We start from the raw sequence: 22,153 nt of genomic DNA, 5'->3' as shown, positions 1-22,153 counted from the left end.
TGTAGGCTCAAACAGGGGCATGACAGAGCTGCCCCGGCGAGATAACGAAGGTTTTGAAGACTGTCAGGGCTGGATCGCGCTTAGGGTCTCACTCCCCAGGCAGCTCAGAGCCTGCATGGCCTCGCGCTCTATGCGTGAAAGATCGCAGAGGACGGCGCCTGCCTGTACGAGGCACTGCGCATCGCCTGATTCACCGGCTTTTGTGATCAGTGCTGCGGCTTCCGTCCACAGGGTGGCCGCCTCGATGTACAGCCCGTGGCCGGTGCGCAGGTGCTTGCTGTCGAGCAGGTGGGTGCATTCGGCGAGAAAATCGCGGTAGAGGTTACGAAATAGGGCGCCGCCGGTGCCGGCCTTCTCCATCAAGAGGGCGGCCTGCCGTAGGTCCTGCTGCGGGTCGTCGATCCGCTGGAGCCAGGTGCCTACCAGCTTGCCGGCCTTTTCGATGCCTCGGTGCCCCACGTTGGCGATGGGCGGGTTGAGGAAGGCGTCGGCGCAGGCGGTGATGGCAGGAATGATCTGGTCCCATGGGGAGGGTAGGTTCCTCGGAGCGGTGAGGGTGAAGGACCGGTGCTTGGCGGTCATCGGGCCGCGCGCGGCCCTGGCCTGGGCGAGGTTGGTCAGGCTGGTGGAGACCGCTCCGCCCTGCTGGTCGGTGTCCACCAGGTAGGCGTCGTGGTCGTCGTAGCCGTACATGGCGACGACATGGCCGCCGAAGTGCACTTTCGACCCGAAGTAGTCCAGGTAGTAGCTGTCGAGCTGCAGTCCAACGGGGCGGCCGGCGTCGATGGGGACCGCCACGTTCTCCCACGCCCTGCGAGGGGAGGTGGTCTCCTGGACCAGGAGCTCCAGCCCGAGTCTGGTGGCCAGATTTCTGGTGAGCTCGAAAGGCCTGATCCGTCCCCCGAGGAAGGGAAAGTCCATGTTCTTGCTGTCCCAGTAGATGAAGGACAGGCCGGAGCCTAGGCCGAAGAGCATGGGCTCGGACAGATCGAGTCCTTGGTGCCGCAGCAGAACCCCCAGAGCTGTCGTCTCACAATGCTGCGTACCGCGGGCGTCGATGTCTATTGCCGTGGTCATGCCATGCTCTCCTGGATGGGGATGATCAATCGGGTCATCGGTTCTTCTTGCGGTGCCTCTGCCGGCCCGACGAGATAGGCCTCACGTACGGGCGCTTGCGGGCGCAGGCCGCGCTCGTGGATGGCGGCGAAGAGCGCGTTGTAGGCCAAGGGCAGCTGGGCGTATGGCCCGATGTGCACGGTCTCGGCCACGGGTCCGCCGGGCAGCACCTCAAACTCCAGGCCGGACATCCCTTCCCCCTGCGGCGTCTGCGTTCCGATGGCGATCTTCATCCGCTCTTGCAGATCCAGCGGGTACAGCGCCCACAGCGGCGGCTCCCATGCGATTCCCGCCTTGCCGAGCACGGGCAGCAGCCGACCTACACACTCCTCGACCTTCTCCCTGATCTCCGCAGGAGTGCAGACCGCTCGCACCACTGCCAGCCGTCGCTCCGGCTCTTTGCCCATCGTCACCTCATAGCCGGGCAGGCCGCCATCCACCAGCCGCTCGAGCATCGCCAGCCGGGCCTGGTCCCTGCTGATCCGCTCGGCCAGCCGGTGCCTCTCAGCGCGCAGGATCTGTGCCCTGGACTCAGGCTCGGCAGCCATGGCTTGGGCGATCACCGCCAGAGGAAGATCCATCTCGCGCAGCAGGGCGATGGTCAGGGCATCGCGTGCCTGTTCAGGTGCGTAATAGCGGTAGCCGGAGCTGGCGTCCACGCGGATCGGAGCCAATAGCCCCATCTCGTCGTAGTGCCGTAGCTGCTTGACGCTGAGCCGGCACAGGCGGGCGAAGCGCCCGATGGTGAGAAGTTCGTCGTGCACACCATCATGGTGGACTCTCCCACGGTGGGAGAGTCCAACGCTGGACTCATGGCCCAAGGCCGCCTCTACTCCTCTTCGCCGTTGTTGTCGTTTCGGGCGTCCGGGTGACGTACCGGCACGCGGGCCTGGACCCCGCCCGGCTCCCGCCGCTGGCCGGTGGGACTGTCTGACGGAGGCCCGGTTCGGTGGCGGCCACCGCGCCCTGGGCGACGCCTCGGAGTATGTCCAGGTAACCGTATAGACCCGCCAGACAAGGACGCGGTTCGACAACGATCGGCCCTTGCTGATGAGCGATCGCGTAGATGTGCCGGACCGTGTCATGGACATTGTTTTTGACACAGCAGTGCAAGTCAGAGGCGGGTTCGTTGGATTTTTCGCGATTGCTACCGGGACCCCGAACGGCGATGGTCCGGTCGGCGCCGTGAGGGCCGCGACGATCCTGGTTCTCATGGCGGTCACTTCCCTCCCGCGTAATCATCGTGCCGATGATCGGTGATGCTGTATCGGTCGCTCTGCCGGACGTCGCCGGAGAGCAAGTCGGTCCTGAGCGAGCCGATGTCGAACTCCCGTACCACCAGGGGTGTCCCCTTCTTGCCCGACGCCGCCATCAAGCCATTGCCTAGCGATGCCACTACCAGCGCAGAACCCCGCCCTGATCCCATGTCACTGGAGTACTAGCCGACGGGGGGTCTCGGGCCGCCACGGCCATTGCCGCGGTTGTTGCCTGCCGGGCCGTTGTTGTCGTTGGTGCCCGCGTTGCCAGGGCCGTTGGCGCCGGTGAGGCCGCCGGGCCCTTCGTCGCCGGTGGCGTCGCCGCTGTCCGAGGGGGGCGGCGCGGGCCGGCAGCTCTCGCCGCAGCCGCCGAACCGCTCCGCGTCGATCGGGGTGAACGACGTCGCCGGGACGTTCTTCAGCGCCGCCAGCATCGTGTCCTTCCAGATCGGACCCGGGATGCTGGCGCCGAACACCGAGGGGTAGTACTGGCCGCCGATCGTGACGCCGTTCAGCTTGTGGTCCTGCGAGCCGCGCGGGTCGCCGATGCTGACCGCGCCGGCCAGGTCCGGGGTGAACCCGGCGAACCACGCGGCGGCGCTCAGGTCGGTGGTGCCGGTCTTGCCCGCCGCGTCGCGGCCGATGCCGCCGACGGCCTTCATCGTGCCCTTGTCGAACACACCCGACAGCACGTCGGCCGCCGCGTCGGCGACCCCGGGGTCGAGCGCCTGACGGCACTTGGGCTTGTAGGCGGTGGTCTCGCCGTCGCGGTCGGTGATCCGGCTGATCGCCATCGGCGCGCAGTACCTGCCCCGGGCGCCGATCGCGGCGTAGGCGCCGGCCACCGTCACCGGGTCCATCTCGTTGGTGCCGAGCGTGAACGTCTCGAACTCCCGGAGCCTGTCTCCGTCGGAGCGGTGGATGCCCAGCGACTTGGCTGTATTGATCGTGTCGCAGAGGCCGACCCTCTGCTCCAGCATCAAAAAGAACGTGTTCACTGAGTCCCAGGTGCCGGTCTGCAAGGTCTTCCAGCCCGGACTGCCCTCATCGTTGGTGATGGTGTGCGTCGGGTCACCGATGTTCTCACCCTTGCAGTTCTTGAACGCCGAATACCCCGGAGCGAGATATCCGGCACCGGCGGTGAAGCCGTCGTCGATCTTCATGCCTTCCTTCAACGCGGTGATCAACGTGAAGGCCTTGAAGGTGGAGCCCGCCTGGAAACCGAGGCCGCCGCCGTGCGCGGCGTCGGCGACGAGGTTGTAGGAGATCTCGTTCTTGGCCTTGCTCCGGCCGTAGGTCCGGCTGGTCGCCATGGCCTTGATCGCCCCGGTGCCCGGCTGGACCAAGGCCTCGGCCGCCGCCGGGTTGTCCGAGGGATGGACCCACTTCTTGATCGCCTTGTCCGCCGCCGCCTGCATGGCCGGATCGATCGTGGTCTTGATCGTCAGACCACCGCGGTTGAGGAACTCCAGACGTGCCTTGGCCGTCTTGCCGAACTCGGGGTTCTTCAAGATCTCGTTACGGACGTAGATGCAGAAGTACGGATACTTGCTGGACTCACACCCACCGGGCAGCTTCGTGCCCTTGTAGCCGAGCTTGGTGGCCTTGGCCTCCGCCAGCTCGGCCGGAGTGATCTTTTTCAGCTCCGCCATCCGGTTCAGCACCACGTTGCGCCGGTTCAACAACAGCGCACGGCTCTTCTTACCCAGATTGGGGTCGGTGGAGTTGGGATCTTGCACCGCGCCGGCCAGCGTCGCGGCCTGCGGCAGGCTCAGATCGGCCGCGGTCACCCCGAAGAACCGCTTGGCCGCCGCCTCCACCCCGTAGGCCCCCGCCCCGAAGTAGGCGATGTTCAGATACTTCTCCAAGATCTCATCCTTGGAGTACTTCTTCTCCACCGCCATCGCATACCGCAGCTCATTCAGCTTGCGCGCGTAGCTGGACTCCAGCGCGGCGTTCTTCTCTTTTTCGGTGTCGGCGGAGTTGAGCAGCACCTGCTTGACGTACTGCTGGGTGATGCTGGAGCCGCCCTGGCTCACCCCGCCGGCCTGCAGGTTCTTGGCCAGCGCGCGGATCGTGCCCTCGATGTCGATCGCGCCGTGCTCATAGAACCGGTAGTCCTCGATCGAGATGATCGCGGTCTTCATGACCTCGGCCATCTCATCGAGCTTGACGACCTCGCGGTATTCCTCGTAGAACCGCCCGATCTCGTTGCCTTTGGCGTCCTGCACGACCGTGACCTCGGCCGGCGGCGGCTCGGTGAGGTCTTCCGGTTTGAGGTTCACCTCGTTGGTCGCCGACATGATTCCCAGGCCCGCGCCTCCCACGACCGGCAACGCGACCCCCGCGACCAGCACACCCACCGCCGCCCCAATGGCGACGAGCCGCATGATCTTGGATGCAATCCCTGATTGATCTTCACTCCGTTCTGACATGAGCCTAGATTGAGGCGCTAAACCGTCCTTTAGCGTGTTAGCTAAAGACTGCCGTTCTGGGTGATGAGGGAAAGGCGTCCAACGAGGCGTTGGGTGGGGGTCGGGAAGGCGTGGCACTGAAAAGCCCTTCGGGGTTTGCCGTTGAAGCGTCGTAATGGAATAAATGGCATCGAAACCTGGGTCTGGTTCGACCTCGGGATGAGTTTGGCGGGTGCTCGCTTATTGGCCAGATGGTGTCCGGCGTGAAGGTGGCTCGAGCCTGCTCTGCTGCTCTCGCAGAGAACGCGAGAAGGCATGTCCCGACACTTCTGCCCGAAGGCGTGTCCGGCGGGTGGTGAGAGGGAGCCTCCCAAGCGGAGAACCGGTGAGGGATTGAGTACCGTCGCGGGCCGCGCCGTGGATCGCCCGGCACTACACGAGGACATCGGCCGCCTCGTCGGTGATTTCACCTCTGCCGTTCCCCGCCAACTGAGGCTTCGATGAAGATCGCGGAGGAGCTTCTCCCACCGGCCCGCATCGCCGGACGACGGCGAGCGCTGCGGGCTGAGGAGGGATGGAGCCCGTCACCCGGCAGACGCTTCCGGTTTACTCGATCGTGGATAGGTCCAGGACGTACATCTTGTTCCCGATCGAATAGGTCATCAGCGCATCGGGCCGGTTTTGGGGAATGGACATGTGCTCTTTCGCACCCGTTATTATGCCAAGGGTGGCCACCTTTCCGGTTTCTATGTCGTAGAGGGCCAGGACACTTTCCCCTCGCGGTCCGTGGAGAATCTGCTTGATGAACCGCTCATGGGCGAGGTCATACAGGGCGGCGGCCGGCAGTGGTCTTTCCCCGGAACCGTCGCGCTTGCGGACGAAGCTGCGCAGGGCGACCTGCTTTTGCCTCGCCTTGTCCGTGCACGGCTTGACGGTGCATGTGGCTTGGGCCTTCTCGTAGCGCATCTTCATGCCCGTGCACCGGATGACACCGCATCTGACCTGCTCGTCGGCTGCGACTACGGCGTCGCGCCGTTCGCCGGTCTCGGCGTTGAACAGCGTGGGGAAGGTGTTCGGTCCTCGACGGGTGCCCACCCATGGCCATTGCAGGATGCGCTGCTGCTCGGTGCCCTTCACTGATTGCATCTGGCCCCCGCTCAGCGGCACCCGGTAGACGCCCCCCTTCTCGTAGGCGAAGATCACGTTTTTGCCCACGACGGTCAGGTCGGTGATCTGGCCCAGCTGCTTCGTGGCGTTTCCCAGGGGAACGTCGCTCACCGGCCGTGGCGTACCGCCGCGGACCGGCACCGTCCAGATCTGGGCGACCTGGTTCTTGCCCGCCTCCTTGAACGCCCACCAGACGATGTTCCCGTCTCCCGCCGCGACGCCGTCGGCGAAGCTCTGCGAGCCCTTCGTCGGAGGAATCTCGGCGATCCGCGTGGGCCTGCCGCTGTTCAGGTCATAGCTCCACAGGAACCGACGCTTCCCGCCCTTGGTCCCCGTCATGACCAGCAGCGTGCGATCGTCCAGGAGCAGCTGCGGGTGGTAGTCGCGCCCGTCGGGCAGCGTGGCGGGGATCTTGCGTACGGCCTGCGGCCACACCTTCTCGATGGACGGAGGGATCACATCCACCGGTGGCGTCGCCCTGCCCGTCGGTTTGCCCGTCGGGTTCACCGCGGGTTGCGGCGCAACCGACGTGTGGACGGCCTTCACCGCCGCGCCGGCTCCGCCGATCACCACGACCACGGCCACGGCCGCGAGCAGGGCGGCGGACCGCGCCCGCCGCCGGCGATGACGTGCCTTGACCATCGCTGACAGCCCGGCCGACGCGCGTGGTGCCCGGTCCGCCGCATCGGCGAGAAGGCGGCTCAACTCGTTTTCGAGATCGTTCATCGCGGGCTCCCGTGGGTCGCGGGCGAGGGGGAGAGGGAGGACCGCAGCTTGTCCAGGCCCCGCGAGGCCTGGCTGCGTACGGTTCCCGCAGAGATGCCGAGCACCTTGGCGATCTCTGCGTCGGTGAGCTGCTCGTAGTAGCGCAACACCAGCACGGCGCGCTGCCTGCGAGGCAGCGCGGACAGCTCCTCCCAGAGCCCCTGCTGCTTCTCGAAGGGGAAAACCTCGTGGACGGCCCGATCCGGCGGGTCTTCGGTGAGGTGTTCCCGCCTGTGCCGCCGCCAGATGCTGATGTGCAGCCGCGCCATCGTGATCCGCGCGTAGCTGTTCGGATTGTCCTTACGCCGCACTTTCGACCAGGCACCGCGCATCCGTAGGAGGGTCTCCTGGACAAGGTCGGCGGCGTCGTGAGGGTTGCCGGTCAGGACGTATCCGTAGCGGAGCAGCGCGTCCGCGTGCTCGGCCACGAATCTGTCGAAGCCGGGTTCGTCGTCCAATGGGGGTCCCTTCTCGATCTCCATGACCCAGACGGCTTAAGGGGCCGAAGTGTTGCACCGCGCGGCGAGGTTTTTTCCGGAACTCCCAGGAGCTTTGCCTGCGCCAAGCGGTGTCCCAAGCTGACCTGCTGCTTTCCCGTCTCTGTCCGAGCCGCAGGACGGGGGGACTTCCCAACCGGTAGACAGGTGCGCGCGGCGGTGGCCATCAGGTACGGGTCGAGATCGCGGTGGGTGGTCTCGCGCACCGCCGCGCTGATCGTCGAGCGGTTCCATATCCGCTATACGCCGCGTGGAGTGGTTTACCTGCTGGGCTGGTCGTTCCGGCATCATCGTGCTTCTCTACGCGCAACCCCTCACCCGGGTCGTCCAGCTCACCGTCGACGACCTGATCCGCAACGGAGAGCAGTGTTCCTGCGACTCGGAAATCCGTCCTCGCCCGTCCCCGAGCCGGTCGCATCACTGCTCCTGGACTACATCGTGATTCGCGACAACATGAACACCACTACCAACCGCGCCGCTCGCTGGCTGTTTCCCGGCCACCGAGCGGGCCCGCCCTGCCGCCCCGAGCATTTGTCCGCGCTCCTCAGAGAGATCGGCATCCCAGCAGCGGCCGGCCGCAGCGCCGCCGTCTGGCAGCAACTCCTGGAGATGCCCGCCCCGTCGTCGCCGACGCTCTTGGCTACCACGACAAAACCACCGCCCGTCTCCTCCGGGAAGGCGGCGGAGCCTGGAGCCGCTACGCCGCAGGAGATCACGGAACGTCACCATCGCCCCTCACGGGAATGACAACTCGCGACAGTTGAATAGACGAGCCCACCAGTACCAAGGCCGTACTTGATATGGAGTTGAACGGGAAGCGCTCGTCGGCCCGATAGCCGACCGTTTTACCGGTCCCCAGATCGATGCCCACCGCGCCGATACGCTCGTCGTAGGACCTCTCGAGTTCCTGCAGCGTCTTGTTCAGATCGGAGCCGGAGGAGGCGTTGCTCCCCGTTCGGGCGGCGCTGCCGGAGGTACGCGTCTCGCCGGTGACGGCACCCGCCTCACAGGCAAGGCCGCCCAGCAACGCAGAAGCCGTCAATGTCACGACCGCTAGTCGCAGTCGGAGATGTCGTGCCCTGCCGAGGAGAAGGTCAGAAACGATCAGGGACGTCAAATGTCGATACGTATCAATCTGCCATATCGATAATCGCTATTGGCTGCTCCAGGGGGAGACCAACTACGCCTGAAAGGGGCCGTCGCCGCTTCTCCCCACGGAAAAGAGCCGGTCAGTGGGTACGGCGGGGCGAGGTGGGTGGTGACGGCCGCGATGGCCTCCGCGCTGGGTTTGGCGTAGTCATGGTCACCCTGGGAGCGGCATGGGCTGCCTCGCCCGTCGCCTTCCAGCCTCCACCGGCACGACAGCTAGCCTGTTCGGCAGAGCGGTTGCTTGGCGGATGCCGGGCCCCGGTGAGTGAGGGAGACGATGTCGGCGACGCGACTGCTGGTCCTTGGCGTGGTGCAATTGCACGGTCAGGCACACGGCTATCTGGTGAGCTCCGAACTGGAGTCGTGGGAGGCTGGGCAATGGGCAGGGCTCAGATCGGGCTCGATTTATCACGCGCTGCGTCAGCTGGCCAAGGAAGGTCTTCTGGACACCAGCGAGGTGCACGAATGGCCGGGCCGCGTCGATTACGCCATCAACGAGAAGGGCGAGGCCGAGTTCCTCGGGCTGCTTAGAAGCGCCCTGAGGGTTCCCGACCGGCGTCCGGAACTGCTCAACGCAGCCCTTGTGCTGCTACCCGCGCTGCCGGAGGAGGAGGTGATCGCGCTGCTCAGGGAGCGAGTGCGCGCGCTGGAGGGCGAGCGGGCGCAGATCACGGTCACGGCCAAGGAGGGAAGGCGTCCAAGGAACGTGGCAGAGCTGTTCGCCCTGCGCGCGGTGCAGGCGACAGGTGAGGCGGCGTGGGTCCGTGACTTGATCGGGCGGCTGGAACGGGGCGAGGAGCCGGCCTGATCGGCCCCAGACCGGTTTGACGGCGAGAGGGTTGATCAGCCATAGTTCGGTACCCAAATTTGGTTAACCAAATTTGGGTACCCCTAAGGAGTTCTATGCGCATCACGACAGCGGTACTTCTGGCGCTCGCCCCGATCCCCGCAGCCTCGATCCCGGTAGCGGCAAACGCCGCCTCCGCCTGCCGGACAGTCAGCGCCAAGGTGGCGATGACCGCCAGCGGCCCCGCCGACCAGCGCGTCGCAGGCACCCTGTGCCTGCCGCGCGGCCATGCCGCCACCGCTCAGCTGCTCATTCCCGGCGGCTTCTATGGCCAGGCCTACTGGCGGATGCGCGGCGACCGGCAGCGCCCCTCCTACGTGGAGACGATGACCACCGCCGGGTACGCCACGCTGGCCATTGACCGTCTCGGTACCGGGGCGAGTTCCTACCCGCCGAGCGCCCGCTTCGGGCAGGACACCCATCAGATCGTCATCCGCCAGCTCATCCGGCAGTTGCGCGAGGGCCGTCTAGGCGGCGGCCGGTTCGCCAAGGTCGTTCTGGTCGGCCACTCGCTGGGCTCGACCCTTGCCCGCACTGTGGCCGCCGCACATCCAGCGGAGGTGGACGGTGTCATCCTGACCGGCGAGTCGAGCGTGCCGAACGAGGCCGCTTTTGAGCAGATGGGCACGGGAATCTACCGCGCCGCCGACGACCCCCGCTTCGCCGGGCGCGGGCTCGACGACGGCTACCTCACCACCCGGCCCGGCCTGCGGGCCACCTGGTTCTACCATCGGCCCAATGCCGACTTCAGGGTCATCGCCGCAGACGAGGCCGCCAAGACGACGGACGTCTTCCCTCCCGGCGACTCCTACACCCCGCCCTCGATCAACAAGCACATCCAGGCCCCGGTATTGATCGTCAACGGTGAGCACGACAAGCTGCTGGCCGGAGCCCGCTCTTCCTCAGCAGCGCTGCACGCCCAGGAGGGTCCCTTCTACAGCTCCCGCGCCAAGCTGGAGACCATCCTGGTCCCCGGCACCGGGCACGTGCTCAATGGCCACCGCACCGCGCCCCGCTGGTTCGCGCAGGCACGCGAGTGGGCCGACCGCCGCGTGGGCGGAACGGCTCGATGAGCCAAGAGCCGATCGACAACCCGACCGGATGGGTGGCCAGGCACGTCAAGAGCTACGCCGAGTCCGGCGGCACTCGCGGTCACCTCTTCCATGGCGCCCCCACGCTGCTGATCACGACAATCGGCCGCCGCTCAGGACTTCCCCGGCGCACCGCCCTCATCTACGGCCGCGACGATGACCGCTACCTCGTGGCCGCCTCCAACGGCGGCGCCGCCGCCCATCCGCTCTGGTTCCACAACCTGCTCGCTCAGCCACAGGTCAAGGTGCAGGTCGGGGCCGAGGTGTTCGGCGCGGTGGCCCGCCCGGCGGCCGAGGACGAGCGGCTCCGCCTGTGGGAGACGATGACCGGGATCTGGCCGCGCTACCTCGGCTACCAGCGAAAGATGTCAAGGCAGATCCCGATCGTGATCATCGAACGGGCGGCAATGCCAGACCTCGGCTGACAATGATCTGCAGGCACGTCTCGCTGACCGCACGCACGACGTTGGACATGACCTCGGCCAGTCTTGAGATCGCTTTCTATGGCTCGAATCCGGCCCTGGGAAACAATGGAGTAGCCCATAGCGGTAAGCGGTTTTGAGCCTGGCCAGGGGCCCTTCGGATCCGACGTTCTGACCCGTGATAAGTAGCGTTTATCACGGGTCAAACGGCCCAGTGAACGGGTCCTGTGGTGATTGCGGGTCACCGTCGTTGCCTTTTGACACTCCGTGCCGTGGTCCAGGCGTTCAGCACTCGTTCTGCTGAGGTCTCGACCGATAGCCGGGTGGAATCGATCTTCAGGTCAGCGCCGTTGAGGGAATCATGCTGGTTGTGGAGCATCTCGAACTCCGCCCAGGTGATGTACACCGGCCGTTGCTGAGCGCGTTGCAACGCAACGTAGCAAGTTCCCCATACTTCGACGGTCGATATATAGTGCGGCTCATGGTCAAGATGACAGAGGCGACCTACTTCATCCTCGTCGCGTTGCTACAAGAGCCGCTGCATGGCTACGGGATCATCAAACGTGCGCATGAGCAGTCCTCCGGTGAGGTGCGGTTGCCCGTCGGCACGCTGTACAGCGCCCTCGACCGACTTTCGGAGACAGGATGGGTGAAGGTGGAACGCGAAGAGATCGTCAACGGACGTCCACGACGCTACTATCGGATCACCGATGAGGGCGTGACCGCAGTCCGCGCAGAGGCGGTACGACTCCAGCGGGCTGCCTTCCTCGTCATCCGGCAGATCGCGGTGATGGGCGCATGAACCATTCCGCTTCTCTCGAACAGCGCTACCGCCGTCTCCTGCGTGCCTACCCCAGGGCCTACCGTGAGCAGCACGGTGAAGAACTGATCAGCACGCTGATGGAGGCGGCCGATCCGCAGGCGCGCCGACCGGCGTTTCGGGAGATGTTCTCCCTCCTCGTCGGTGGTTTCGCTGTTCGCGTACGCAATGCCAGGCCGGGAGGTGTGCCCTGGTGGGCAGATGGGCTGCATCTGGGCGTGGTCGCTGTGGTGACAACCACCTTCGCTACGAGAATTCCTGTCGTGCTGCACTTCATCCACCCAGTGTGGGCTGCGCTGGCGATCGTGCTGATGCTGGCGATCATTCGTGGCTGGACACGCGTGGCGCTGCTCCTGGCCTTGGTCGCTGCGATGCAGGTCAGCCGACCCATGATTCTTGGATCCGCCGGCGCGGATTGGATCCCGTTCTTCGGGCCAGCTTACGGCGATATCTCGCCGGTCGTACCCTATTGGCTGGTCGTGGTGGGATTGGCCGTACTCGCCGTGCGGCCGGGAACGACGATGCGCGCGAGGTCCGAAAAGGACACCGGCGTTCGGTGGTGGGGCCCTACGCTGCCCGCACGGTCATTTTTGTGGCTGCTCGTGCCCGTGTTCTGCTGGTCCCTGCGGTTGATGGAGTTCAGCTTCCGTGATCTTTCCAACTGGGTGCTGTTCCGGGCGATCCTGGAGATACCGATCCTGGCGCTTGTGCTCTGCGCCACAGTGGCGGCCAGGGATAGCCGGTGGGCGCTTGCTGCCGCCGTCTACCTTGTACCCGGCTTGGTCTATCTCGGAGAGAACCTGGCCGACCAGAGCAGGCGCGGATTCGCCTACTGGGGGGTGCTCATCGTGCTCGTTGCAGCGTCGCTGGTGGCGGCTCGCCGTACCCGGGCGAGAGCCTAGCGGCGTTGTGAACGTGTGGCAGTACCACTGTCATCACCTACCCAACGATGGCGCTCTCACAGCTCGCCTATTCGCCTGCAGTTTGGAACATCCGTTCACGGCCAGGCCGATGCCTCTTCGCGCAAGTCGGGGCGTTCGACAGCGTTGGCGTAACGAAGCGCACCGTTCACGGTCAGGCCGAACATGTCACAGACTCGGCGGATGTCGCCAGCGCTCGCGCGGATCTCGTCGAAGATGCGGTCCTCTCGCAACTGTTGGGCGTGGAATCCAAGGACACTGTTGACTCATGCAAATCTGCAGCGAGCGGAGCTTCCCCCGAGGTGAGGACACCCTTGACAATGGATCTTGTTCCATAGAGGGGAGCCTTCGGGTGGCACGACCGTCGAAGTTCGGCGATGAGTTCAAGCGAGATGCGGTGAGGCTGGTCCGTACAACGGGCCGGACCTGTGCCGATGTGGCGCGGGAGCTCGGGATGAACCGCGAGACCCTGCGCCCCTGAGACGCCCGCGCCCGTGCGCCACAGCGGCCATCGGCGCCGGAAAACGCCTCTCCTGACGCCATCCCCTGCCCCGGCTCAGAAGTGCGGGTATCGAGCCTGACCAGGGAAAGAGATCAGCGCCCGAGCCGGGGGCCACCTGGCATCGACAGGGGACGCCACTGACATCCTGATGCCGATTTTCACTGACAGCAAGTGACGGATTAGCAGGTCGGAGGGGTTTTTCTAGTCGCTGGATCTTCCCGAAGCGTCACGTGATGTCAGTGGAGCCGGCCATCCTGCACCGGCCTGCTGGCTGGGACGCATAAGACCCAGTGCTGCGTGGAGACGCCGCCGGCAGGGCAAGGGTCGATACCGCCGTGAAAGGGACGCGGGGGTGAGCGGCTTTCACGCTGTCAATGCGAAGGATCTCTGCGTCGGCGTAGCGACGGATTCCACCAGCGTTGCCTACGCCACAGGCGTTTTCGTCATCGCCAAGCACAGACCGCCTGGGCACAGTGGTGTCCTGCGCTGTGTCCGCGCCGTCGACCACCTGCGCGACAACGCCCTGAGCCGCGCTTACCTGTAGCCGTAGACGCCCTCTCCGATGTGGCACGGCCTCAGCGCAGGTCATCTCAGGTGATCACCTGCGGCCGAAAAGTGCCTCTGACCTGCGCACTGACACCTCTGGGAGTCGTCACAAAACTGTCAGTACAAAATCGTCACTACATGTCAATGCCCAGGTCAGAGGCCGATTTATCTTCCAAAGAAGATCGTTTCGAGGAATGATCAAAGGCTTCGTTGACCTCTGCCTGACATATGGTGACGATTTCTGCTGACATCAAGTGGCGAACCTGCAGGTCAAGACCTATGAGACGGTCCTTTATCGCAGTGGTTCGTCATCGGATGTCAGTAAACGCCGTTCCATTGGGCTTTTTCAAGCTTGAGGACCGTTCCCGCAGCGAGGCGGAGAAGAGCGCGCTGCAGAGCATGCGCGCCGTTCGTGCCTGTCTTGACCGCTTTTCTGTCCCTGAGGTAGACGCCACGACCGGTAGCTACCAGCGTTACGTGGGCAACTACCGACCCGGGGAATGGTGGCGTGTGCGTCACCGAAGAGAGCGGATCGCTCTCCGCGATGACGTCCTAGGACGCGGCCCCGCAGCGGTCTTTCTACCTGCGTTCGCAGACCTGGCCGTCGCCATCGCGGTCCTCATACCAGTCGTATTCGACGTCCACGCCCTGGCGGTAGTCCTCATAACCGTGTGCGTTCGCCTCCCGGCAGGTGCTGAAACGAGGGTCGGCCCCCGGGGCCGGAACGGATGAGGACGTCGCCCGTTCAGGCGGCTGCGAGGTGGCCAGGGGGTTGGGCTTGGTTGTTTCTCTCGCCGGTGGCTCGGGTGGTTTTGTTGGCACGGTTCTCAGGCGCGGTGGATTCCGGTCCAGAGTCAGGGTCACCGTGGTGTCTTCGGTGATCTCTTCGCCGGGCAGATGGGATTGACCGATCACGGTCCACCCTGAGAGGGCTGTCACCGTCTTGCCGTCTGTCGATCTCATGGCGACGATGCGCACGCCCAGCTCATGTAGCCGCCGTTGGGCGCTGGCCGCGTCCTGATCGCTGAGATTCAGCATGTGGAACACAGTGACCGTCACCGTGACGGCCGGAGAGGGCATGGTGGGTGGGGAGGGCGGAGGTGTTGTCGGCGGTGCGGGTGGGAGTGGCGTCTGCGCGGTGCCGGTCGCACCGCTGGGTGTGGGGGAGCGGTGCAGGGTGACGCGTTCGGTGGCCATCGGGGCAGGGTCGAGGCGCTGGAGCGGTGCGCTCAGCACGCCGAGCGTCAGCAGGCCCAGCAGTCCGGCCCGGATGATCTTGCGCCCCGGCGGGGTGTGCGCCGGGCCGAGATAGATCCGTCTGGTCACCCGCAACCAGCCCGGTTGCGGGCGCTCGTCTACCCATAGCTGCCAGCCGGGGGGAGGGAGAGGCCAGGAGGAGTTGGGGTGCCAGCCGGGTGGCGGGCTCCAGCCCGCGGGGGGAGCCGGCCAAGTGGGTGGGGGGTTGTAGCGAGGGGGCATGGGGTGCTTTCACGGGGATCGGCGTCGAACACAAGCCTGACAGGACCACGGCGGCAACAGGAGTTTCCTGCTCACATAACCGTGTTGATCCGACGTGCGCCGTCACCGAATGGACATGATCGGTACGGGAGAAACCGGTCCAGCTGGAGTCATACGGCGGTCACTGCCACGGCCGGTTTCTGTCGTCTCGATTTGGCGAGGGGGACTGTACGGTTTTCGGCTCTGGCACGAATGCGGTGGTGACAGTGCGTGGTTAAAAAAGGAGGATCCGCTGCCGTAACAGGGCAAAGCCGGCTCGGCCGTACATCTGGGGTTTCAGCAGCTTGACCTTAGCGTTGGTGTCTTCCATGGGGCCATTGCTGTAGGGCAGAGTCAGCCCGGCGATGACGACTTGTTTGTCCTTCTCCATGCCGAGGGCGAAGCGGTGCAGGGCGGGCAGGTCATCGGCGCGTACGGCGTTGATCCAATCGTCAAGGTCGTGACCACGACCCTGGGTGAGGATGGCGGCGAGGAGTTTTCCGGGGGCTGGTGCTCGCGTGCGCACGGCCAGAACTCCTCCACCCCGCGGGCGTCGTAGCGTTCGCCGTTGTGTGGCGCCAAGGCTTGATCGAAGATCGGCTCACCGGCGCTGTCGAAGATGGCGAGTTCACTGATCCGGCCGCAGCATTCAGCGGTCCGGCCGGCCAGGAACGCGATGGAGGCGTCATCGCGGAGTTCTTCGCGTAGGCGATTCGCGGTCTCGGTGGCCAGCATGTCGGTCTCTGTCCAGTGCGGGCGGCGCCGGTGGTGAGCCTGCTGGCGGGTGTAGACCGGGGTCCGAACCTCGCCACCCCAGTCGGTGGTCGTGATGCGGTACGCGTCGGGCCTCAGGCCGTCTCGGGCGATAGAGCCTGAGCTGGGGGCCAGGGCAATCGGTGTGTCGTGAGTGAGGTGTTCCTGGTAGGAGCGGAGATCGTCAGGAAGCTCATGGGCCTACCCGGCCCGCAGCTCGATCATCTCATCCAAGGAGAGCAGGAACGGCGACATGCACAGAACTTAGTGCACCCAGTTCCTCGCGCGGGTGCAGTCCGCAGTCGTCGATCACCTCGAACACTGCCTCCATCGCCACCTCACCTATGAGCTGGGAGATCACGATGATCAGGTGAGGGCGGCGCACGCTCTGGCTGCCGTGGCGAGGAGATGCGCCCACATTGCGTCAGGAATCCCTGGCTAAGCGATCCTCGCCGCCGTCGGCGTCGGTTTATCTACCTGCTTTGAGGAACAGAGCACTAGCCGACGTCGACGGCAACGACGTGGACCGGCAAACCGCTGCTTACCTAGCCGAACCACACCACCGGCCAGAAGAATCCGACGGCAAGGAGCCCGATGGGCCGGCGCCGCGCGAGCGCGAGGCCCGCCGCGCCTGCCGGCGGCAACAGCAACGGCCCACGCCCGAGGGGATGTTGCCGTCAGCCGCGTTCGAGGGCAAGGCCTTGCACGGCGCTTGGCTATCCGGCGACGGGCAGGTCCGTTTGCTGTCGCTGTTCGACACCGCCTCCGGCACCGTTTCGGCGCAGCGGCAGATTGGGATGAAGAACACCGAAGTGCCCAAACTGGCGCCGCTGCTGGCCGGACTTGACGTCGCGAGGATGGTCTTGACCGGCGACGCGCTGCACATGGTCCGCGCCAGCGCCCGGCATCTAACCGAGGATCGCCGCGCCCACTATGTTCTCATTCTCAAAGACAACCAGCCCACCCTGCTGGCCGCCGCGATCAAGGCGCTGACCGGGACCGGGCAGGAGTTCGCCACCCGCGGTCACACGATGACCGACCGCGGCCACGGCCGGACCGAGATGCGTGCGATCCGGACCGCGCCCGCCGCGGGCGTCGACTTCCCCAGCGCCGCCCAATTCTTCCGGATCCTACGTTATCGCGGCGGCCTGGACGGGGTCCGCACCAGCAAGGAGGTCGTGTTCGGGATCGCCAGCCTGCCCGTGGACCTGGCCGGACCCGCCCATCTCAACCATTACGCCCGCTCGCACTGGGTAGTGGAAAATTGTGAGCATTACGTCCACTATGTCACCTTTGGTGAGGACGCCAGACAGGTCCGCACCGGGCAGCTCCCGCACGTCATGGCCGCGATCCGCAACCTCGCGATCGGCGCGTTCCGGCAACAAGGCACACCAACATCGCCCACGCCCGCCGCCACTATGGCTACGCCCCACGCCGTCTACTGACCCTGTTCTCCCTATGAACAACCGACCCTCAATAGATCAAATCCTCAATATGCCGGGGCCCTAAGCTTGGGACACGCCTCATTGACCACAACGGTTTTAGGACTCACCGAGAGCACGTTAAGGTCGATGAACGGGCTGGGGAGGATCGGATCGTCGTCCTCATACTCGGGAAAGCCGTAGGTCTTCGGTGTTTCAGGAAAGACGAGCGCGAGTCGCCGCGAGCTCACTCAAGGCGACCGGTTCGGCTTTCCATGGCCGACAGAGGTGGTCCCCAGCCAGGCGGGGCACGAGGTGAACGTGGAGGTGAAACACGTCCTGCCAGCCTGCTTCCCCGTTGGCCTGAAAGAGCGTCAGGCCTTCGGGCTTCAGCACTTCGCGAATGCGCCGCGCCATACCGTGGACGGTGTTTATCACGGCAGCGGCATCCTCCGGAGTGATTTGCCAGAGGTCTGTCGCATGACGCTTCGGAATTACTAGAGTGTGCCCGTCCATGACCGCCGTGATGTCGAGAAATGCTAAGGTCAGGTCGTCTTCGAACACGATGGCGGCGGGTTGTCGTCCCTGAACGATGGCACAGAAGACACAGCCCCGGTTCGTCATCGCAGGACCTCCAGGGATAGCTCACTGAGCTCCCGGGCGGTTCTCGATAAGGGGAATCGTGCGCTGTTGACCAATCCGGCAGAGCCCGTTTCGTCAAGGAGCGCCTGCGAACCGTTCAGATTTTTGAAGGTAGTCGCAAGCTTTCCGATATCTCCGAAATCGACCGCGAGCGCGGAGTCGCCCAGCACCTCGACCAAGGCGGACATGGGCTGGTAGATGACCGGCAGGCCGCACGCCTGCGCTTCGACGGCGACGAGTCCGAATGCTTCCAGCTTGGGCGAAGGGACCATCAGCACATCGTGCCGGGCGAACTCGCGCCAGAGCTGTTCACGGGACAGCCATCCGAGATAGCGCACCCGTGAGAGATCGGCCTGCTCAGCGAACATTGCGTACTCCGCTGCCGGTGCCGCGACCCCGAGTTCGATTCCGTCGAACTCGGCCGCTGCTGCGATGATGTAGGGCGTGGCCTTCTGGGCCGTCAGTCGACCCGCGTAGAGGATTCGAAGAACACCCTGTGGGCGCACAGATCGGATCGGTGGTCGCGCGAGAAGCTGATCGGGTACACCCCAGGGAATATGGACGATCCGATTCGGCGAGACAGGAGTGATCTGCCGCAATCGGTCCGCCATCGCCTTGGTAGGCACGACGATCGCGTCGACTGAGCCCGTGGTTTCCCGCAGCACTTCCGCCTGAGTTGGATTTTCCATGGCAAACAAGAGATCGGTGCCGTGTACGAGCGCGATCTTCGCCTGTTCCGGGAATGCTCGCTGCAGGGCAGGTGTCGCACCGAAGGTTAGATGTTGAAGATGAAGGACTTCATAGTCGGTAGTGCCGAACCTTTTCTTGACAGCGGCGACGAGCCTCTCAACATAGGACCAGAAACTGACACCTGACAGCGCTTTGCCGTCAACCGAGAGCAGGGCAGGACCACGGCCCGGCCCGGAGGCTGTTCCGTCCGCTGGAGCCAACATGAAAACGTCGGCCGGGATACGGGAGTCAGGCGCGAGATAAAGATCCTGCAGGAGTTCTACACTGCCCCCTGGACTGGGGTATGTGAGATCGATTCCGGTGAGGAGGTTCACCCGAGCTCCTCGTGTAGGCGCGAGATATCGATGCCGTTGCTGCGGGTGTATTTCCGGCCCATGCGCTGGTAGCTGGCCACCTCTCCGCGGGTTTGCAGAAATATGATCTTCCCAAATGTCATTCTCGGGTAGATCCGCACGGGGCGGACAACCTGCATCTCGAGAGTCCATCTAATGGCGTGGCCCACGTGCCCCAGGGGTGCCGAAACATGCACCCACACCCCAAGCGCCCCTACCGTGCGGTCCCCGTTAATCATTTGCGCGTAGCGCTCGGAATGGGTGCGCTCGTGAGTGACGCTGAGATAGAGCCTGTCCGGCCGCAGGACCATGCCCTCCACCGGGATGGGTTGCTCGATGAATTCCGAGGGGTATGCGGCATCGAGATCGGTCTCACAGACGCGGATGGTGTTGCCGAGCTGCCAGTCGTAGGCGTTAGGCGAGAGCTGAGAAGCGTCGAAAGGGTCGATGGTGATGTCGCCGGCCTCGATTGCTCTGGCGATCTCCGGCCCCGTGAGAATCACAGCTGTCCCAGCTTGTCTCGCCAGTAGCGTGACTCCTGAGGGCCGACGGCCCCCTGATACTTTCCGGAGTAGAGGTCGATCTTACCCAGTGTGTCGAAGAACATAATCTGTCCGATCTTCATGCCGGGATAAACACGCAGAGGCCTGATGGGAGAGAGCATTAGCGTCCACTGGCCGTGAAATCCGATGTCCCCAATCGGGGCGGTGATCTCGACGAAGAGCCCGAGCCGCCCCACCGAGGAGCGCCCGAAGAGCAAGGGCACGTAGAAATCGGAGCCGACTTCCTCGACCGTGTGCCCGAGATAGAGCTCATTAGGCTGCAGAACGAAACCACGAGAGTCTATCTTGGTAACGTCCGTGGGATTTGGGTGGTAGGCATCGATCATATCGCCCGCGTAGGTGATCAGCGTTTCCCCAAGGCATACATTGTAACTATTCGGGTTCATCTGATCGGAATTGAACGGCGATATGGAAATCTTTCCGTTTCTTGTGGATGCGATGATTTCAGGGCCGGTAAGGATCATGCGCGGCACCCCCCATTCCGTGCTGAGGATCTGACCTTTCAATCATTCGAGTAGGTGGGAAAGAATGAAGCAGATTCCGGCCAGTGCGTCTTCTGCCACGCCCGCAAGTCCTGATTCGTCGCTTCGGCCGGCGCGACCACCAGACGCTCGTCGAACCACTGGGTGAGGAAGTCGCACCGGCTGTGGAACTCCTCGCGCGTGCTTCCGCTCACGACGACCTGTCCCACACCCGCGATCGTGTCCGCCGCATCCGCCATGCGGGCTCCGTAGGGAAGCTCGAGCCGCACGTGCTCGACCCCAGGCAATGCCCAGACCTCCGCCGGAGACGGGTATTCCATCAGGATTCCCGGTCGGCTGGCGAGGAAAGTAGAGCCCACGGTCTCGGGCCGAACCAACGGTTTGATCTGCGGGTCGATTCCTGCCGTGCAGAGGACAGCGGCCTCGCCCAGATCCACTCCGAACTTGTATTCCACCACTTTGTGCGTGAGGCCTCCGCCCCGCCGGGCCGCGCACTCGCCGAATGAGAAAGGGCCAGGCGGTCAGAGCCCGCTGAAATGAGGGCGCGGCCCCGGAAGACACCGCCCCGAAGACCTGCACAGTCTTCCGCGACCTGCGACGCAGCGGTTTACCGCCAATGGCTGTCCCGCTGTTCCTCAACCCCGGTCCCGGTCGGCCACCGAAGGAGAATCGGCCGGGACCAGGAAATCTGGATACCTTGATACAAAAAGGCAAACTAAAGGGTTGACCCGCCATTTAAGTGCATTTATATGCACCCGCCGACCCTATTCTTTGCTCGGCCAGCATTCTTGACTTTACCTGTTTTCTCGTCGACTAAGATGAGGCGCACGTCTATGTAGGTGCTACGTGGACAATATCCCCTATTCCATACTGCATGAAGGTAGCCCTGAGAGTCGGCTTTCCATGAGGACTCAGGCATGGACGTCAAATATCTACCCTCGGAGTAGAAGTAGAGAGAAACCTGCCCACCAGGGGTGAAGCCGCTGCCTGCGACCCATTTTTCCGGAAGGAGGTCAGAAGTTCCGTTGCGCGCGCCCCACCCGAGAAGACCCGGCGGATAGTTATATCCGAACGCCGCCTTGCGGTTATAGATTTGGTTTTGGGTGCGGCTAGCGGGGCTGACGCAGACACTATCTGACGGTCTGGCCTCTCGCCATACAAACCCTTTCTTGCATGTCAGGGGACCGAATGGGCCTCCGTTGGGGCTTCTATTTGCCTTGGCAGCCCTGTTTTCGGCTAATGTTACCGTCCGCCAATCCATTCCGGCCCGATGGTCGACGCAAACGTAGTCGCCAAGGAAGGCCTCGCGCCAGACTCTCCCACGTATGCACGTGTAGGGGCCGTAAGGCTCGCCGGCCCACAGAACGGACCCAGTGGCGGCGGTGGCGGTGGCCGGGCCCCAGAAGATGAGTCCAGGGGCCGCGAGCGCGAGCGCGGCGATCAATAACGCGACGCGTTTCATGAGCTACTCCTTGGTGTGGGTGTCCCTCGTTAAGCCCGTGCTCACCGGGTTCGGTGGTTCGCTCTCTGTTGTCCAGGTGCGTCTGGATCAATGTCGTGCCGGTATCTCAGTTCTACGTCCGTCGACGGAGGGCTGTTTGCCTCGTTCCAATGAGGAATCGGGCCTTGACATCTGCCGGAGAATTAGGAGCAGTCGCTGTTGACTCGGCATCGCGATTCGGTCGCCCGGTTCATCCACAAGCGCTCCCGCGCAGGGCCGTTACGAGAAAAAGGGCAATGTCAGCTCAGCCACGGGGTGTAAAACGTCCCAGTATGGCCGCATTTGAGATAGAAATCGACGCGGCCGTACCGAGGGGACGTGGTCCAGAATGAGCCCGGCGACGGGCAGTTCATGTATTGGCCAGGCAGAAACCCGGTCGCGCTATCTGTCCGCAGCTAAACCGCACGATGCCGTCATTTTGATGTAACCGAACATATCGGCGATCGCCGCATTGGCGCTGCCGTTGTACATGTTGCCCCAGATTTTGGGGGCTTCGGCGTCGGTGCTGCTGACGCAGGCCATGCCCTGAAAACTGCGTACTGGAGCACGGTCCATGGTGGACACACGGTGCCAGCCGCCTGAGCGGGCGTGGCCCCGGCCCCGGTCGGCGCCAGCACGATGGCGGCGGCGGCCGCGATGCTGGCGGTGCGGCGTGACAGGCATCGGTAGAGAGGTCGTTGGCATGCATGCTCCTTGAACC

Annotated in this window: 20 protein-coding genes and 1 pseudogene; 7 read left to right on the top strand and 14 right to left on the bottom strand. The window is 64.3% G+C overall.

Annotated features, from left to right (window positions below; genetic code table 11):
* Window positions 1-63: 63 nt before the first annotated feature.
* The 6 genes from DKM19_RS21990 to DKM19_RS50785 all read right to left on the bottom strand — a co-directional run bounded on the left by DKM19_RS21990 (window position 64) and on the right by DKM19_RS50785 (window position 8,263).
* Window positions 64-1,077, bottom strand: coding sequence for a BtrH N-terminal domain-containing protein (locus DKM19_RS21990; protein WP_110697938.1), 1,014 nt, complete (start codon window positions 1,075-1,077; stop codon window positions 64-66).
* Entirely contained in the window at window positions 1,074-1,880 is an 807-nt protein-coding gene (locus DKM19_RS21985) for a MerR family transcriptional regulator (RefSeq protein ID WP_110697936.1), read from the bottom strand. Before DKM19_RS21985 ends, DKM19_RS21990 begins: the two co-directional genes overlap by 4 nt.
* 674 nt (window positions 1,881-2,554) lie before the next feature.
* Window positions 2,555-4,762 (bottom strand): transglycosylase domain-containing protein, encoded by a 2,208-nt coding sequence (locus DKM19_RS21980; protein WP_239514379.1) that lies wholly within the window; start codon window positions 4,760-4,762, stop codon window positions 2,555-2,557.
* 630 nt (window positions 4,763-5,392) lie between these two features.
* Complete coding sequence (locus DKM19_RS21975) at window positions 5,393-6,679, bottom strand: hypothetical protein (protein ID WP_110697932.1); 1,287 nt, start codon at window positions 6,677-6,679, stop codon at window positions 5,393-5,395.
* The gene (locus DKM19_RS21970) at window positions 6,676-7,176 is read right to left on the bottom strand and encodes a SigE family RNA polymerase sigma factor (RefSeq protein WP_204358930.1); all 501 of its coding nucleotides are present in this window, start codon (window positions 7,174-7,176) and stop codon (window positions 6,676-6,678) included. Before DKM19_RS21970 ends, DKM19_RS21975 begins: the two co-directional genes overlap by 4 nt.
* A 751-nt stretch (window positions 7,177-7,927) precedes the next feature.
* A complete protein-coding gene (locus tag DKM19_RS50785; protein ID WP_204358929.1) occupies window positions 7,928-8,263 on the bottom strand; it encodes a hypothetical protein in 336 nt (111 codons plus the stop codon).
* A 378-nt stretch (window positions 8,264-8,641) separates the two neighbouring features.
* On the opposite strand from DKM19_RS50785, the gene DKM19_RS21955 reads away from it, so the two are divergent.
* The 6 genes from DKM19_RS21955 to DKM19_RS53010 all read left to right on the top strand — a co-directional run bounded on the left by DKM19_RS21955 (window position 8,642) and on the right by DKM19_RS53010 (window position 12,945).
* Window positions 8,642-9,172: a PadR family transcriptional regulator gene (locus DKM19_RS21955; RefSeq protein ID WP_110697928.1), complete on the top strand. Its 531-nt coding sequence runs from the start codon at window positions 8,642-8,644 to the stop codon at window positions 9,170-9,172.
* A 95-nt stretch (window positions 9,173-9,267) separates the two neighbouring features.
* On the top strand, window positions 9,268-10,284 hold the full coding sequence (locus tag DKM19_RS21950) for an alpha/beta hydrolase (RefSeq protein WP_239514378.1): 1,017 nt from the start codon (window positions 9,268-9,270) through the stop codon (window positions 10,282-10,284).
* Window positions 10,281-10,727 (top strand): nitroreductase family deazaflavin-dependent oxidoreductase, encoded by a 447-nt coding sequence (locus tag DKM19_RS21945; RefSeq protein ID WP_110697926.1) that lies wholly within the window; start codon window positions 10,281-10,283, stop codon window positions 10,725-10,727. The genes DKM19_RS21950 and DKM19_RS21945 overlap by 4 nt, the downstream gene beginning before the upstream one ends.
* 358 nt (window positions 10,728-11,085) lie before the next feature.
* A complete protein-coding gene (locus DKM19_RS21940) occupies window positions 11,086-11,526 on the top strand; it encodes a PadR family transcriptional regulator (protein ID WP_239514377.1) in 441 nt (146 codons plus the stop codon).
* On the top strand, window positions 11,523-12,446 hold the full coding sequence (locus DKM19_RS21935; protein WP_110697924.1) for a hypothetical protein: 924 nt from the start codon (window positions 11,523-11,525) through the stop codon (window positions 12,444-12,446). The genes DKM19_RS21940 and DKM19_RS21935 overlap by 4 nt, the downstream gene beginning before the upstream one ends.
* 286 nt (window positions 12,447-12,732) lie before the next feature.
* Window positions 12,733-12,945: a transposase gene (locus tag DKM19_RS53010; protein ID WP_110697922.1), complete on the top strand. Its 213-nt coding sequence runs from the start codon at window positions 12,733-12,735 to the stop codon at window positions 12,943-12,945.
* 1,146 nt (window positions 12,946-14,091) lie between these two features.
* Here the strand turns inward: DKM19_RS53010 and DKM19_RS21925 are convergent.
* Window positions 14,092-14,838: an excalibur calcium-binding domain-containing protein gene (locus tag DKM19_RS21925; protein WP_110697920.1), complete on the bottom strand. Its 747-nt coding sequence runs from the start codon at window positions 14,836-14,838 to the stop codon at window positions 14,092-14,094.
* Between the two features lie 406 nt (window positions 14,839-15,244).
* Window positions 15,245-15,466, bottom strand: a pseudogene (locus tag DKM19_RS21920) (transposase); the annotation flags it as partial.
* A 715-nt stretch (window positions 15,467-16,181) separates the two neighbouring features.
* Here DKM19_RS21920 and DKM19_RS21915 point away from each other — a divergent pair.
* Window positions 16,182-17,207 carry an ISAs1 family transposase gene (locus tag DKM19_RS21915; protein ID WP_162641669.1) on the top strand — a complete coding sequence of 342 codons (1,026 nt, stop codon included), beginning with the start codon at window positions 16,182-16,184 and terminating at the stop codon, window positions 17,205-17,207.
* Between the two features lie 192 nt (window positions 17,208-17,399).
* On the opposite strand, the gene DKM19_RS21905 is transcribed toward DKM19_RS21915, so the two are convergent.
* The 6 genes from DKM19_RS21905 to DKM19_RS49620 all read right to left on the bottom strand — a co-directional run bounded on the left by DKM19_RS21905 (window position 17,400) and on the right by DKM19_RS49620 (window position 22,137).
* Entirely contained in the window at window positions 17,400-17,807 is a 408-nt protein-coding gene (locus DKM19_RS21905) for an HIT family protein (protein WP_110697914.1), read from the bottom strand.
* Window positions 17,804-18,889, bottom strand: a complete 1,086-nt coding sequence (locus DKM19_RS21900; protein ID WP_204358928.1) for a glycosyltransferase family 4 protein — start codon at window positions 18,887-18,889, stop codon at window positions 17,804-17,806. Before DKM19_RS21900 ends, DKM19_RS21905 begins: the two co-directional genes overlap by 4 nt.
* Window positions 18,886-19,410: a hypothetical protein gene (locus tag DKM19_RS50780; protein ID WP_204358927.1), complete on the bottom strand. Its 525-nt coding sequence runs from the start codon at window positions 19,408-19,410 to the stop codon at window positions 18,886-18,888. The genes DKM19_RS21900 and DKM19_RS50780 overlap by 4 nt, the downstream gene beginning before the upstream one ends.
* Entirely contained in the window at window positions 19,407-19,934 is a 528-nt protein-coding gene (dcd, locus tag DKM19_RS21895; protein ID WP_110705879.1) for a dCTP deaminase, read from the bottom strand. The genes DKM19_RS50780 and dcd overlap by 4 nt, the downstream gene beginning before the upstream one ends.
* Window positions 19,935-19,972: 38 nt before the next feature.
* Window positions 19,973-20,407 (bottom strand): hypothetical protein, encoded by a 435-nt coding sequence (locus DKM19_RS21890; protein ID WP_110697910.1) that lies wholly within the window; start codon window positions 20,405-20,407, stop codon window positions 19,973-19,975.
* Between the two features lie 1,427 nt (window positions 20,408-21,834).
* The gene (locus tag DKM19_RS49620) at window positions 21,835-22,137 is read right to left on the bottom strand and encodes a hypothetical protein (protein ID WP_162641668.1); all 303 of its coding nucleotides are present in this window, start codon (window positions 22,135-22,137) and stop codon (window positions 21,835-21,837) included.
* Between the last annotated feature and the right edge of the window lie 16 nt (window positions 22,138-22,153).

This window comes from Streptosporangium sp. 'caverna' (assembly GCF_003203775.1).
GTDB lineage: Bacteria > Actinomycetota > Actinomycetes > Streptosporangiales > Streptosporangiaceae > Streptosporangium > Streptosporangium subroseum.
The sequence above is the reverse complement of the archived record's forward strand: the minus strand, read 5'-3'. Positions and strand labels throughout refer to the sequence as shown.

Coding starts and splice junctions, on each gene's coding strand:
- DKM19_RS21990 (WP_110697938.1), bottom strand. CDS start 1,077: ATGACCACGGCAATAGACATCGACGCCCGCGGTACGCAGCATTGTGAG.
- DKM19_RS21980 (WP_239514379.1), bottom strand. CDS start 4,762: ATGCGGCTCGTCGCCATTGGGGCGGCGGTGGGTGTGCTGGTCGCGGGG.
- DKM19_RS21975 (WP_110697932.1), bottom strand. CDS start 6,679: ATGAACGATCTCGAAAACGAGTTGAGCCGCCTTCTCGCCGATGCGGCG.
- DKM19_RS21955 (WP_110697928.1), top strand. CDS start 8,642: ATGTCGGCGACGCGACTGCTGGTCCTTGGCGTGGTGCAATTGCACGGT.
- DKM19_RS21950 (WP_239514378.1), top strand. CDS start 9,268: ATGCGCATCACGACAGCGGTACTTCTGGCGCTCGCCCCGATCCCCGCA.
- DKM19_RS21945 (WP_110697926.1), top strand. CDS start 10,281: ATGAGCCAAGAGCCGATCGACAACCCGACCGGATGGGTGGCCAGGCAC.
- DKM19_RS21940 (WP_239514377.1), top strand. CDS start 11,086: ATGCTGGTTGTGGAGCATCTCGAACTCCGCCCAGGTGATGTACACCGG.
- DKM19_RS21935 (WP_110697924.1), top strand. CDS start 11,523: ATGAACCATTCCGCTTCTCTCGAACAGCGCTACCGCCGTCTCCTGCGT.
- DKM19_RS53010 (WP_110697922.1), top strand. CDS start 12,733: ATGCAAATCTGCAGCGAGCGGAGCTTCCCCCGAGGTGAGGACACCCTT.
- DKM19_RS21905 (WP_110697914.1), bottom strand. CDS start 17,807: ATGACGAACCGGGGCTGTGTCTTCTGTGCCATCGTTCAGGGACGACAA.
- dcd (WP_110705879.1), bottom strand. CDS start 19,934: ATGATCCTTACCGGCCCTGAAATCATCGCATCCACAAGAAACGGAAAG.
- DKM19_RS49620 (WP_162641668.1), bottom strand. CDS start 22,137: ATGCCAACGACCTCTCTACCGATGCCTGTCACGCCGCACCGCCAGCAT.